General features: G+C 43.6%; 13 protein-coding genes and 1 other annotated feature. All 13 genes read right to left on the bottom strand.

Annotation, left to right across the window (positions count from 1 at the left end):
* Positions 1–6: 6 nt before the first annotated feature.
* Positions 7–258, bottom strand: coding sequence for a 50S ribosomal protein L7ae-like protein (locus CRO17_RS16335; RefSeq protein WP_097043542.1), 252 nt, complete (start codon positions 256–258; stop codon positions 7–9).
* Between the two features lie 143 nt (positions 259–401).
* Positions 402–4,013, bottom strand: coding sequence for a DNA-directed RNA polymerase subunit beta' (rpoC, locus tag CRO17_RS16330; protein WP_097043541.1), 3,612 nt, complete (start codon positions 4,011–4,013; stop codon positions 402–404).
* 56 nt (positions 4,014–4,069) lie between these two features.
* The gene (gene rpoB, locus CRO17_RS16325) at positions 4,070–7,609 is read right to left on the bottom strand and encodes a DNA-directed RNA polymerase subunit beta (RefSeq protein WP_097043540.1); all 3,540 of its coding nucleotides are present in this window, start codon (positions 7,607–7,609) and stop codon (positions 4,070–4,072) included.
* A gap of 630 nt (positions 7,610–8,239) precedes the next feature.
* Positions 8,240–8,842, bottom strand: a complete 603-nt coding sequence (locus tag CRO17_RS16320; RefSeq protein ID WP_097043539.1) for a class I SAM-dependent methyltransferase — start codon at positions 8,840–8,842, stop codon at positions 8,240–8,242.
* Between the two features lie 99 nt (positions 8,843–8,941).
* On the bottom strand, positions 8,942–9,304 hold the full coding sequence (gene rplL, locus CRO17_RS16315; RefSeq protein WP_097043538.1) for a 50S ribosomal protein L7/L12: 363 nt from the start codon (positions 9,302–9,304) through the stop codon (positions 8,942–8,944).
* Positions 9,305–9,356: 52 nt separating this feature from the next.
* Complete coding sequence (rplJ, locus tag CRO17_RS16310; protein ID WP_097043537.1) at positions 9,357–9,857, bottom strand: 50S ribosomal protein L10; 501 nt, start codon at positions 9,855–9,857, stop codon at positions 9,357–9,359.
* A 41-nt stretch (positions 9,858–9,898) separates the two neighbouring features.
* Positions 9,899–10,043 (bottom strand) — a sequence feature (ribosomal protein L10 leader region).
* A 49-nt stretch (positions 10,044–10,092) separates the two neighbouring features.
* Positions 10,093–10,785, bottom strand: a complete 693-nt coding sequence (rplA, locus tag CRO17_RS16305; protein ID WP_097043536.1) for a 50S ribosomal protein L1 — start codon at positions 10,783–10,785, stop codon at positions 10,093–10,095.
* Positions 10,786–10,947: 162 nt separating this feature from the next.
* Entirely contained in the window at positions 10,948–11,373 is a 426-nt protein-coding gene (gene rplK, locus CRO17_RS16300; RefSeq protein ID WP_143588801.1) for a 50S ribosomal protein L11, read from the bottom strand.
* A 170-nt stretch (positions 11,374–11,543) separates the two neighbouring features.
* Positions 11,544–12,077: a transcription termination/antitermination protein NusG gene (gene nusG, locus CRO17_RS16295; protein WP_097043535.1), complete on the bottom strand. Its 534-nt coding sequence runs from the start codon at positions 12,075–12,077 to the stop codon at positions 11,544–11,546.
* Positions 12,078–12,230: 153 nt separating this feature from the next.
* Positions 12,231–12,407: a preprotein translocase subunit SecE gene (secE, locus tag CRO17_RS16290; protein WP_077304056.1), complete on the bottom strand. Its 177-nt coding sequence runs from the start codon at positions 12,405–12,407 to the stop codon at positions 12,231–12,233.
* A 38-nt stretch (positions 12,408–12,445) separates the two neighbouring features.
* Complete coding sequence (gene rpmG / locus CRO17_RS16285; protein ID WP_097043585.1) at positions 12,446–12,592, bottom strand: 50S ribosomal protein L33; 147 nt, start codon at positions 12,590–12,592, stop codon at positions 12,446–12,448.
* Between the two features lie 72 nt (positions 12,593–12,664).
* On the bottom strand, positions 12,665–13,315 hold the full coding sequence (sigH, locus tag CRO17_RS16280) for an RNA polymerase sporulation sigma factor SigH (protein WP_097043534.1): 651 nt from the start codon (positions 13,313–13,315) through the stop codon (positions 12,665–12,667).
* An 87-nt stretch (positions 13,316–13,402) separates the two neighbouring features.
* Entirely contained in the window at positions 13,403–13,912 is a 510-nt protein-coding gene (locus tag CRO17_RS16275; RefSeq protein ID WP_097043533.1) for an NYN domain-containing protein, read from the bottom strand.
* Position 13,913 lies beyond the last annotated feature (1 nt).

The following is a 13,913-nucleotide window of genomic DNA, read 5'->3' as shown; positions in this document are numbered from 1 at the left end:
CCAAAACTATCTTTTAATTGCCAAAGTAGCTGTCCCTACATCTATGCCACAAGCTTCTCCTAATCGTTTCATAGAATCGACTTGGATCACTGGTATGCCTAATTCTTCTGCCAGCTTTCTTACCTGGCTGGTAATGTGCTCGGCAGCGTCATTTGCAATGACAACTGTTTCCACTTTAGCCTGCTTCATGGCTTTCAGTGTTTGTTTGGTTCCGATAACGATTCCCGTGTTAGCTTGTGCTACTTTTTCATAAGACATATGCATATCCTCCAAAGTATACAAGGAGAATCGGAAGCACCTTGAATATAGTATCACTCAAGTAAGGTAATTGTCAATCACCTTACGAGAGATTTACAGTGCTTCCGACAATTATTTAGTTTCCTTGCGTATTAAGGGCACCGTTACGGTGTAACAGATTCTAAATTCTGATCTTCTGTCTTTTCTTCAGGTACATCCAGTTTCGCTTTAATCTTACGATACTGCGGCATACCAGTACCTGCTGGAACTAGTTTACCGATGATAACATTCTCTTTCAGGCCTAGAAGCTCATCACGCTTACCTTTAATTGCTGCATCAGTCAAGACACGAGTTGTTTCCTGGAAGGAAGCAGCAGACAAGAAGGAATCAGTTTCCAGGGAAGCTTTCGTAATACCAAGTAATACTGGCTTACCGCTTGCCGGCTGTAAGTCCTCTTGAAGTACAGAACGGTTTGCTTCTCTGAATTGGTGAATCTCAAGAAGAGATCCTGGCAGTACATTCGTTTGCCCCGAATCGACAACACGTACTTTGCGAAGCATCTGACGAACCATTACTTCTACGTGTTTATCACCGATTTCTACACCTTGCATACGATATACTTTTTGTACTTCTTTCAATAGATACTGCTGAACACCAGCTACACCGCGCACACGAAGCAATTCTTTCGGATCGATAGAACCTTCAGTCAGTCCTTCACCCGCTTCAATTGCATCACCTTCTGCAACACGCAGACGGGCGCCGTATGGAGCTGTGTATGTCTTCGTCTCAACGGCACCTTGAACAACAACTTCTTGTTTTTCTTTGACTTCGTTGATTTCGATGACAGTACCTTTAATTTCGGAAATAACCGCTTGACCTTTCGGGTGACGAGCCTCGAACAATTCCTGGATACGCGGCAAACCTTGTGTAATATCGTCTCCAGCTACCCCACCTGTGTGGAACGTACGCATTGTAAGCTGTGTTCCTGGTTCACCGATAGATTGTGCTGCGATGATACCAACTGCCTCACCGACTTCAACGTCGCTGCCAGTTGCAAGGTTACGGCCATAACATTTCTTACAAGCTCCGTGTTTTGTATTACATGTAAACACGGTACGGATTGAAACTTCTTCAATACCAGCTTCAATAATCTGTCTAGCTGTATCTTCGTTAATCAATTCGTTCTTCGTTACGATCACATCGCCTGTTTCTGGATGTTTCACATTCTCAAATGCTGTACGTCCAACAAGACGGTCATATAATGGTTCAATCATTTCTGTGCCTTCTGTAAGTGCGCGCACTTTCAAGCTGCGGTCCGTGCCGCAATCTTCTTCACGGATGATAACATCCTGTGCAACGTCTACTAGACGACGAGTCAAGTAACCGGAATCGGCTGTTTTCAGAGCGGTATCGGCAAGACCTTTACGCGCACCGTGTGTAGAGATGAAGTACTCGAGTACTGTCAGACCTTCACGGAAACTGGACTTGATCGGCAATTCGATGATTCGGCCGGCTGGGTTGGCCATCAGACCACGCATACCAGCAAGCTGCGTGAAGTTAGATGCGTTACCACGGGCACCAGAGTCACTCATCATAAAGATCGGGTTACGGTTGCTCAAGGATTTCATCAGACGTTCCTGAATGTCATCCTTCGCTTTAGACCAGATCGAGATAACACGGTCGTAACGTTCTTCTTCTGTGATCAAACCACGGCGGAACTGTTTCAATACTTTATCTACACGTGATTGTGCCTCATCAAGAATTTCCGTTTTCTCTTTCAATACGACGATATCAGAGATACCAACCGTAATACCTGCTTTTGTAGAATAGCTGAATCCTAGATCTTTCATGCGGTCAAGCATTTTAGATGTTTCGCTGATTTTGAAACGCTTGAATACTTCAGCAATGATGTCTCCAAGGAAGCCTTTCTTGAACGGTGAGATAACATCGCGTTTAGCGATTTCCTCTTTAATGTTCGCACCCTTCTCAACGAAGTAGTGTGCAGGTGTTTTTTCTTCCAAGTTCTCACGAGTTGGTTCGTTCATGTAAGGGAACGAGCTCGGCAAGATTGTATTAAAGATCAGTTTACCTACTGATGTAAGCAAGATCTGTTCATTCTGCTCCGCAGTGAATGTTTCGTTATTCAATGAACCTGCATGTACTGCTACACGAGTGTGCAAGTGTACATAGCCGTTCTGATAAGCAAGCATCGCTTCGTTTACATCATTGAAGATCTTACCTTCACCGATGGCACCTTCGCGCTCAAGCGTCAAGTAGTAGTTACCTAGTACCATATCCTGAGACGGTGTAACAACTGGTTTACCATCTTTCGGGTTCAAGATATTCTGTGCTGCAAGCATAAGAATACGAGCTTCTGCTTGTGCTTCTGCAGATAGAGGTACGTGAACGGCCATCTGGTCTCCATCAAAGTCAGCGTTATATGCTGTACATACGAGTGGGTGAAGACGGATTGCACGACCTTCTACTAGTGTTGGTTCGAATGCCTGAATACCTAGGCGGTGAAGCGTAGGGGCACGGTTAAGTAATACTGGATGCTCGCGGATAACTTCCTCGAGTACATCCCATACTTCTGGGTGCAAGCGTTCGATTTTACGTTTAGCAGACTTAATATTATGCGCAAGTCCTTTTTCAACCAATTCTTTCATGATGAACGGTTTGAATAGCTCAAGCGCCATCTCTTTCGGAAGACCACACTGATACATCTTCAGATGCGGACCTACAACGATTACGGAACGACCGGAATAGTCTACACGTTTACCTAGTAAGTTCTGACGGAAACGTCCTTGCTTCCCTTTCAGCATATGAGAAAGAGATTTCAAAGGACGGTTACCAGGACCTGTAACTGGACGACCGCGGCGACCGTTATCGATCAACGCATCAACAGCTTCCTGCAGCATACGTTTTTCATTTTGTACGATGATGCTAGGAGCGCCAAGATCAAGCAAGCGTTTCAGACGGTTGTTCCGGTTGATTACACGGCGATACAAATCGTTCAGGTCAGACGTAGCAAAACGTCCTCCATCAAGCTGTACCATCGGACGAAGCTCCGGCGGGATGATTGGAAGTACATCCAATACCATCCAAGAAGGATCGTTTCCGGAATTACGGAATGCTTCCAAAACTTCTAAACGTTTGATCGCACGCGTTCTGCGCTGACCTTGTGCTGTTTTTAATTCTTCACGAAGTGTTTCTACTTCTTTTTCTGCATCAATATCAGAAAGAAGCTTACGGATAGCTTCCGCACCCATTTGAGCTTGGAATGTATTACCGTATTTTTCGCGATAGAGGCGATATTCCTTCTCAGAAAGAAGTTGTTTTTTCTCAAGCGCTGTGTCACCAGTTTCTGTAACAATGTACGCTGCAAAGTAAATAACTTCTTCAAGCGCGCGAGGGGACATATCTAGTACAAGACCCATACGGCTTGGAATACCTTTAAAGTACCAAATGTGAGACACAGGAGCAGCTAGCTCGATGTGTCCCATACGCTCACGGCGTACTTTTGCTTTAGTAACTTCTACGCCGCATCGATCACATACGACACCTTTATAACGGACGCGTTTGTATTTTCCGCAGTGACATTCCCAGTCTTTTTGAGGACCGAAGATACGTTCACAGAACAAACCGTCTTTCTCAGGCTTCAACGTACGATAGTTGATCGTTTCCGGCTTTTTCACTTCTCCATAAGACCAAGAACGAATCTTATCAGGTGAAGCCAAACCTATTTTCATAAACTCAAAATTATTTACATCTATCAAGGGGCCTACCTCCCTTTTAGTATCCCGTTACTGCCCTGCAGTTGATGTTGCGTCGCTTAACCTTCCTGCACATCAAGATTGATGCGGTCAGGTGCTTGCGTATCGTCTTCATCCTCGAGTTCGCGCAATTCTACTTCTTCTTCATCACCGTTGAGGATTTTAACATCCATACCAAGACTCTGAAGCTCTTTGATCAATACTTTGAATGATTCTGGTACACCTGGCTCTGGTACATTATCACCTTTAACAATAGCTTCATAAGTTTTTACACGTCCGACTACGTCATCGGATTTAACTGTTAGAATCTCTTGCAATGTGTATGCTGCACCATATGCTTCGAGTGCCCATACCTCCATCTCACCGAAACGCTGTCCACCGAACTGCGCTTTACCACCGAGCGGCTGCTGCGTAACAAGAGAGTAAGGACCAGTGGAACGTGCATGCAGCTTGTCATCAACCATGTGGGCAAGCTTGATCATGTACGATACACCAACAGAAACGCGGTTATCAAATGGTTCACCGGATCTTCCGTCGTAAAGGATTGTTTTCGCATCACGCGGCATTCCAGCTTCTTCAAGTGTTTCCCAAACATCTTCTTCACGCGCGCCATCAAATACTGGTGTTGCAACGTGGATGCCTAGAGCACGAGCTGCCATTCCTAAATGAAGCTCAAACACCTGACCGATATTCATACGAGATGGTACCCCTAGTGGGTTAAGCATGATATCAACTGGTGTGCCGTCTGGCATGAACGGCATATCCTCTTCTGGAAGGATTTTAGAGATAACACCTTTGTTACCGTGACGTCCGGCCATCTTATCCCCTTCAGAAATCTTACGTTTCTGAACGATGTAAGCACGCACTAGCTGGTTTACACCTGGAGGAAGCTCATCGCCATCTTCACGGTTGAAGATTTTAACATCTAAGACAATACCGCCGGCACCGTGTGGCACACGAAGGGAAGTATCACGTACTTCACGAGCTTTTTCACCGAAGATTGCGTGTAATAAACGCTCTTCCGCAGAAAGCTCCGTTACGCCTTTAGGTGTTACTTTACCAACAAGCAAATCACCATCGGAAACCTCAGCACCAACACGGATAATACCGCGCTCGTCAAGGTTCTTCAGTGCATCTTCCCCAACGTTAGGGATATCGCGAGTGATTTCTTCTGGTCCAAGCTTCGTATCACGAGCTTCTGATTCATACTCCTCGATGTGGATAGATGTATAAACATCATCTTTTACAAGGCGTTCACTCATGATGATCGCATCCTCGTAGTTGTAACCTTCCCATGTCATGAAGGCAACTAGTACGTTACGGCCAAGTGCAAGCTCCCCATCTTCCATAGAAGGACCGTCAGCAAGAATTTCTCCTTTTGTGACGCGGTCGCCAACACTTACGATTGGACGCTGGTTATAACAAGTTCCTTGGTTGGAACGTTTGAATTTCTGCAAACGATAGCGGTCTGTATCGCCTTTTACTTCACTGCCGCCAACTTCTGTAACACGGCGGACAAAGATTTCTTTTGCTTCTACACGCTCAACGATACCGTCTTCGCGGCAGATAACAGCTGCACCGGAGTCTTTACCAGATACATATTCCATACCCGTACCAACGATCGGCGCTTCCGGCTGCATCAACGGTACTGCTTGTCGCTGCATGTTCGCACCCATCAGTGCACGGTTGGAGTCATCATTTTCCAAGAAAGGAATACATGCTGTCGCGGCAGATACAACCTGCTTCGGCGATACGTCCATGTAATCGATACGATCACGGCCTACGATTGTATTCTCTTCACGGAAACGAGCAACTACTTCTTCGTTCTCGAAGCTTCCGTCTTCTAATAACGGAGAGTTTGCCTGTGCGATAACATAGTTATCTTGTTCATCGGCAGTTAAGTAGTCGATATGTTCTGTAACACGGTTTGTTTCTGGATCAACGCGGCGGTAAGGCGTTTCGATAAATCCAAATTTGTTCACTTTTGCATAAGAAGATAGTGAGTTAATCAAACCAATGTTCGGACCCTCTGGCGTTTCGATTGGACACATTCTTCCATAGTGTGAGTAGTGTACGTCACGCACTTCGAAGCCGGCACGTTCCCGAGTAAGTCCACCAGGTCCCAAAGCAGAAAGACGACGTTTGTGCGTCAATTCGCCAAGCGGATTCGTTTGGTCCATGAACTGGGAAAGCTGAGAGCTACCAAAGAACTCTTTAATAGATGCAATTACCGGACGAATATTAATCAGCTGCTGCGGTGTAATGGAAGAAGTGTCTTGGATAGACATACGCTCTCTTACCACACGCTCCATACGGGATAGACCGATACGGAACTGGTTTTGAAGCAGCTCACCAACAGAACGCAATCTTCTGTTACCAAGATGGTCAATGTCATCTGTGCCGCCTACTTCATACAATAAGTTAAAGAAGTAGCTGACAGCAGATAAGATATCAGCAGGATCAAGGTTTTTGATGCTGTCATCAACTGTAGCATTACCAGTAACATTTAATGTGCGCTCACCTTCAGGATCTGTAGGGTCGACAATTTTAATTGTCTGTACTACAACAGGCTCTTCTACAACACCATCATGAGGTTCAACAACATTTTCACCGAATTTACCGTTTGTTCCGTCCAAGTAAGGAAGGATCTTATCAAGCAAACGACGGTCTAATTTATCGCCTTTTTGAGCAAGCACTTCGCCTGTCTCTTCATCAACAACTGGCTCCGCCAATGTTTGGTTGAAAAGACGGTTTGCGATGTTAAGTTTTTTATTCATTTTGTAACGACCTACATGCGCTAGGTCATAACGTTTTGGATCGAAGAAACGTGAAACAAGCAAGCTTTTCGCATTCTCTACTGTTGGCGGCTCACCTGGGCGAAGACGCTCATAGATTTCAAGCAATGCTTTTTCTGTTGTTTCTGTGTTGTCTTTCTCCAAAGTGTTGCGTAAGTATTCGTTCTCACCAATCAAATCAATGATTTCTTGGTCAGTTCCGAATCCAAGTGCACGAAGCAATACAGTGATTGGCAGTTTACGAGTACGGTCAATACGTACGTGTACAACGTCTTTTGCATCTGTTTCGAATTCCAGCCATGCACCACGGTTAGGAATTACAGTTGCTGTATGACCGCGTTTTCCGTTCTTATCAACTTTTTCACTGAAATAAACACTAGGGGAGCGAACAAGCTGAGAAACGATAACACGTTCTGCACCATTAATGACGAACGTACCTGTATCAGTCATTAATGGGAAGTCACCCATGAATACTTCTTGTTCTTTCACTTCGCCTGTCTCGTTATTCAACAAGCGGACTTTCACACGAAGTGGAGCGTTATAGGTAACGTCTCTTTCTTTCGCTTCATCTACTGGATATTTCGGTTCGCCAAGGCTATAGTCGACAAATTCCAGCGATAGATTACCCGCAAAATCCTCAATCGGGGAAATATCCTGGAACATCTCTCGCAATCCTTCTTCTAAAAACCATTCATAAGAAGCGGTTTGAATCTCGATAAGATTCGGTAACTCTAGCACTTCACTAATACGTGCATAGCTTCTGCGCTGGCGGTGTCGTCCATACTGAACTACTTGACCTGTCAACAGCTTCACCCCTCAAATCAAACATTAGTAATGTATTCAAGCTACAGTCCGTAAACTGCAGTAAATCAACACTTTGCGACAGTTTATTCCCGTTGCCTATAAGAGACATACCGGGCCTTCTCCGGATAAAGGTCTGCCTGAATTGCCGGAAATGCCGATTGACTTTCCAAGCAATAAATTATATATTGTAGCTAACATAAATGAATCGCCACAATATTTACATTGTTCACATCTTCTCTTTTACATAGAAAAGCATTCGCATAAATACGAATGTGATGTGAATGTTGTAATGAAGCGGGCTTCCCTTCCTGTTTAACCAAAAACAAAAAGTGGTATAGTTTCAACAGCAAATACTCCCAACTGTTCACTCTGCGCCGCCTGCAAGCTAAAAGCGAAAAAGGTTTTTTCATAAAAACCGTTAAAAATTCAGCTTACTAGCTCCCCCGAATGGCGACATACCCTAATCATACATATTAAAATAAAATCGACGACAGCAAAAAGCATAATAATGATAGCAGTCTTGCCAATCAGCCGACAGTTTAAACACGATCACTAAAGAAAAATTATAAATTTCTCCAAGTATCGTTACCTATTGGCATTTTACAATACTATCACAAGCAATTCTTAGAGTCAATCTTTTTTAGCTAGCAGAATATAATAGCCTTTATCTTTTTTCACGATCTCACAAGAACCGAATAGCTGATTCAATTTTTCCTGAGCAGATGGCGCACCCTGTTTCTTCTGGATAACTACCCAGAGCTCACCTTGAGGAAGCAAAGCGTGATAGCTTTCTTCTAATAATTGATGAACAAGCTTCTTGCCTGCCCGGATTGGAGGATTAGTGGCAATTGCTGCAAATTTGCGGTCCGAAAAAGCAGTTAAGCGATCACTCACATAAAAAGATGTATTGTCCGCACCATTCGCCTTTGCATTCTGTCTCGCAAGTGCAACAGCACGTTCATTCACATCACTCATAACAACAGAGCGTTTTTCGTAAGTTTTTGCGAACGAAATGCCAATCGGTCCATATCCACAGCCCAAGTCCAGTATATCCCCTTCAATTTCTGGTTCACGGAAAACATCAATCAAGACCCTAGAACCGAAATCCACTTCTTTCTTGGAAAACACACCGCTATCCGACGTGAATACGAGTTCCTGTCCCTTTAAGCTGAACTGCCATGTAGCAGGAGCACTTTCGGAATTTGGCTGGTTAGTATAATAATGATCCGACATAATTGGTCACCTTCTTTTTCAGGATCCATTCACGATTGCCATGGAGAAATGGAGAAATAGATAAAAGGAAAGCTCGCCCGAGGGCGAGCTTTCTTGTTATTACTTAACTTCTACAGAAGCTCCAGCTTCTTCAAGTTTAGCTTTAAGTTCTTCAGCATCTTCTTTAGAAACGCCTTCTTTGATGTTACCAGGAGCGTTATCTACAAGATCTTTAGCGTCTTTAAGACCTAGACCAGTTGCTTCGCGTACAGCTTTAACAACTTTGATTTTAGAAGCGCCAGCGCTTGTAAGAACAACGTTAAATTCAGTTTGTTCTTCAGCAGCTTCAGCAGCGCCACCACCAGCAGCAGCTACAGGAGCAGCAGCAGTTACGCCAAATTCTTCTTCGATAGCTTTAACAAGATCGTTCAATTCTAGAACGGACATACCTTTAATCTCTTCAATGATTGTCTCTTTAGACATGTTATTTCCTCCTTGGAAAATGTGTATTTTTGTTTGGAAGTTCTAAGCGGCTTTACGCGCCTTGTTCTTCTTTTTGTTCCGCGATTGCTTTCGCTGCATAAGCGAAGTTGCGAACCGGTGCTTGTAGCACGCTAAGCAACATAGAAAGCAAGCCTTCGTAGTTCGGTAGAGATGCAAGTTCTTGCACTTGTTCTACAGTAGCTACATTACCTTGGATGACACCAGCTTTGATTTCTAAAGCTTCATGCTTTTTAGCGAACTCGTTCAAGATCTTAGCAGGTGCGATTACGTCTTCATTACTGAAAGCAATAGCAGTTGGGCCTGTCAAGTTCTCGTCTAGTTCAGACAAACCAGCTACTTCTGTAGCACGGCGAGTCATAGAGTTTTTGTAAACTTTGAAATCCACACCAGCTTCACGAAGCTGTTTGCGAAGTTCAGTCACCTCAGAAACAGAAAGACCACGGTAGTCTACGATAACTGTAGATTGGCTCGCTTGGAATTTATCAGCGATTTCCGTAACAACCTGTTTCTTTTGTTCGATGATATTGGACATATGTTCCACCTCCTGTTAGCTTGTTCACCATTATACCTGGAGTTAACATGAAAAATGCCTCCATTCGACATGGAGGCATGATCATATAGGAACAGTCGGAACAGACTGCCTGTTATATCTCACACACCTCGGCAGGAGATTAAGCCCGAAGGCACCTGCTGTCTTAGGTATAACGTTTATTAGGTTTTAACCACAATTGATTATATAGTGTTTCCAGTTAGATGTCAATAGACGATTAACGGAAAGGAGATACGTCAACTTTGATTCCAGGACCCATAGTAGATGCAATTGCTGCATTTTTCATGTAAAGGCCTTTGGAAGCTTGTGGTTTAACTTTAACTAGCTGTTCAATTAATGCAACAAGGTTTTCTTCCAACTTCTCTTGAGAGAAGGAAGCTTTACCGATTGGTACATGAACGTTAGATTGCTTGTCAACGCGGTACTCAACTTTACCAGCTTTGATTTCCTGGATAGCTTTTGTCACGTCGAAAGTAACTGTTCCAGTTTTCGGGTTAGGCATTAGACCTTTTGGTCCTAGCACACGGCCCAATTTACCAACTTCAGCCATCATGTCCGGAGTTGCAACGATTACGTCAAACTCGAACCAGCCTCCGTTGATTTTCGCGATTAGATCTTGTTCGCCAACGAAGTCAGCTCCAGCAGCTTCCGCTTCTTTTGCTTTATCGCCTTTAGCGAATACTAATACGCGCTGAGATTTACCAGTACCATGCGGCAATACCATAGCTCCGCGAATTTGCTGGTCAGCTTTCTTAGGGTCTACTCCCAAACGGAAAGCAGCTTCAATTGTTTCATCAAATTTAGCAGTTGCTGTCTTTTTGACAAGTTCAACAGCTTCTTTTACTTCGTACAGCTGTGTACGATCAACAAGCTTAATTGCTTCTTGTTTCTTTTTGCTTTTTACAGCCATTTCCTTTTCCTCCTCGGATTGTGGTTTTAACGGTAGGACCTCCCACTTGTTAAAGCGGAGCGGACAAAGCCCGCTATTGCCGGAAATGCCGGCTTTTAAAAAGGCTGCGAAATGGTATCCTCCATTCACGCAACCTCGTCATTTTCCTTGATTGAAACAGAATTAGTCTTCGATGACAATTCCCATACTGCGAGCAGTACCTTCAACCATACGCATTGCTGCTTCAACACTTGCAGCATTCAAGTCAGGCATTTTGGATTCAGCGATTTCTTGTACTTTATCGCGTTTAACCGTAGCAACTTTGTTGCGGTTCGGTTCACCTGATCCTGATTCGATACCAGCTGCTTTCTTAAGCAAGACTGCAGCAGGCGGAGTTTTAGTGATGAATGTAAATGAACGGTCTTCGAATACCGTGATTTCAACTGGAATGATCAAGCCAGCTTGCTCTTGCGTGCGGGCGTTAAATTCCTTACAGAATCCCATGATGTTCACACCTGCTTGACCTAATGCCGGTCCTACTGGTGGAGCTGGATTCGCTTTTGCTGCAGGGATCTGCAATTTTACAACTTTGATTACTTTTTTAGCCACGAGACACACCTCCTTAAGTCCGTGATGTGGTAATAGGGCTTGTCACCCTCCCACTCAACATGTCTGTATATAGCTATAGATAGTATACACTATAGTCATTAACATTAAGATTCTAGCATTTATCCATAAACAATGCAAGAGGCCTTCCAGATAAATTCCGGATAAGGGAATTATAATTTCTCGATCTGTGAGAAGTCAAGTTCAACTGGTGTTTCTCTTCCAAACATATTCACATGGACTTTGACTTTCTGTTTATCCATATCAATATGTTCGATTGTTCCTGTAAAGTCATTAAATGGACCATCCGTAACACGCACACTTTCTTTCTCTTCGAAATCGAAATCTGTAAGTGCTTCTTCCATGCCCATCCGCTTCAGAATAACTTCTACTTCTTCTTCTAATAGCGGCGTCGGTTTAGATCCAGACCCAGTTGAGCCGACGAAACCTGTTACACCAGGTGTATTCCGCACAACGTACCATGAGTCATCTGTCATAACCATCTCAGTCAAAACATAACCAGGGAAAACCTTTTTCATCGATGTTTTGCGTTTGCCGTTCTTGATTTCCGTTTCTTCGTCTTCTGGAACGACAACGCGGAAGATCTTATCTTCCATTCCCATAGAATCGAGTCTCTTCTCCAAGTTGGCCTTTACTTTATTTTCATACCCAGAATAGGTGTGTACGACATACCATCTTTTTTCCATGTGTCAGGACAAACGCTTGTCCTTCCCTCCCTTTAATTCTTAGTTATTGCAAATGCTGAGGCAAAAAATCCAATTTAAAAAACCCGTATAGAAACGGGTTTTTCGCTGCGAGCAATATTTAATATCATTATAGCATATATTAGTGGGTATTATTCAAAAGAATAAATTTAAGAGCTCCGAGATCCCAAAATCGACCAAACCGAAAAATATAGCTGTGAACGCAACTGTCAGGACAGTCACAATTGTATAACGGAATAATTCCTTGCCGGTTGGCCAGCTGACCTTCTTCATCTCTTTTGATACATTTCTCAAAAACGTAACAGGATTCATGGTACTACCCCCAAACTTTCGCCGACAGGCATTGATGTCTATTTCGTCTCCCGATGGACTGTATGCTTGTCGCATCGTTTGCAGAATTTCTTCGTCTCTAATCGCTGTGTTTGATTTATATTCTTTGCTGTTGAATAATTGCGGCTCAAGCATTCAGAGCACGCTAATGTAACTGTTTTACGCAGTATTTCCACCCTCTTCGGGTAATTTTGACACAATTTTACTGTAGCACGCTTAAAATGGCTTGTCAACGGCGCTTATAATGTCACTTCGCTGATTTCAAGATAACGCTCTAACTTCCGCTTTACTCGCTGAAGTGCATTATCTATCGATTTGACGTGCCGCTTCAATTCCTCAGAAATCTCTTGATAAGATCTGCCATCCAAGTAAAGAGCCAGCACCTGTCTTTCCAATTCACTGAGCAGTTGTGCCATCTTCTCCTCCATATCAAGGAAGCGCTCCTGGTTGATAAGGACGTCCTGCGGATCACCCGCTTTGGAACTGACAATGATATCAAGCAATGTCCTGTCCGATTCCTCATCATAAATAGGTTTGTCCAATGATACATAAGAATTGAGCGGAATATGCTTCTGTCTTGTTGCTGTCTTAATTGCTGTTATAATCTGTCTTGTCACACACAGTTCAGCAAATGCTTTAAATGAGGCCAGCTTTTCACCGTTAAAATCACGGATGGCCTTGTACAGACCAATCATACCTTCTTGCACAATGTCTTCCCGGTCGGCTCCAATCAGAAAATACGTACGAGCTTTTGCTCTGACAAAATTTCGATACTTGTTAATCAGAAAATCTAGGGCATCAACGCGTCCTGCTTTAACTAAATCTACAAGTGCACCATCTTCCATCACTGCATAATCTTGGTCTTCCGTCCGCTGTTTGACAATTGTCACTTAAGGATTCCCCCTGACCATATATACCGCGAGTACATTAGGGTCATTATACAGTCGGTCCAAATAACCGTCAATATACTACTTTGGTTATTTCTTCCTTCTGCGCCAAGCTTCGAGGGTATCTCGCACTTCAGGTTTTAAGGGGATTTTTGGCGGAAAATGTCGAGTATTGTATCCCTCTATCTCCTGGTCAATTTCCCGCTCGATCTGCTTGATTTCCAGATATAGTTCCCGAGATGATTTACGAAGTGCACCTTGCCCAAATATAGTACGCTGCTCTGCATAATCGCTTGTTGCAACGTAGACTTGCGTCTTGACATTTTTCAACGTTTTAATCAGTTTTTCGATACGGTCATCAGCTGTCTCTTTTTCTTTTGTATATACAACTTCTACTTTAAAGTTTTCGTATTTTTTCTCCAAACCTCTCACATGGTAAGCGTCAAATACGACAATGACTCGCTGTCCTGTGTATGCCTGGTACTCCGCCAGCTTCTCAATCAAAAGCTGGCGGGATTGTTCAAAGTCCTTATCGCGGAGTGCGTGCAATTCATCCCATGCACCAATGACGTTATAGCCATCGACCACTAAGATAATCATC

Origin of the sequence: Terribacillus aidingensis (genome assembly GCF_900215625.1) — a bacterium.
Lineage (GTDB): Bacteria > Bacillota > Bacilli > Bacillales > Amphibacillaceae > Terribacillus > Terribacillus aidingensis.
This window is presented reverse-complemented; position numbering and strand designations above follow the sequence as displayed.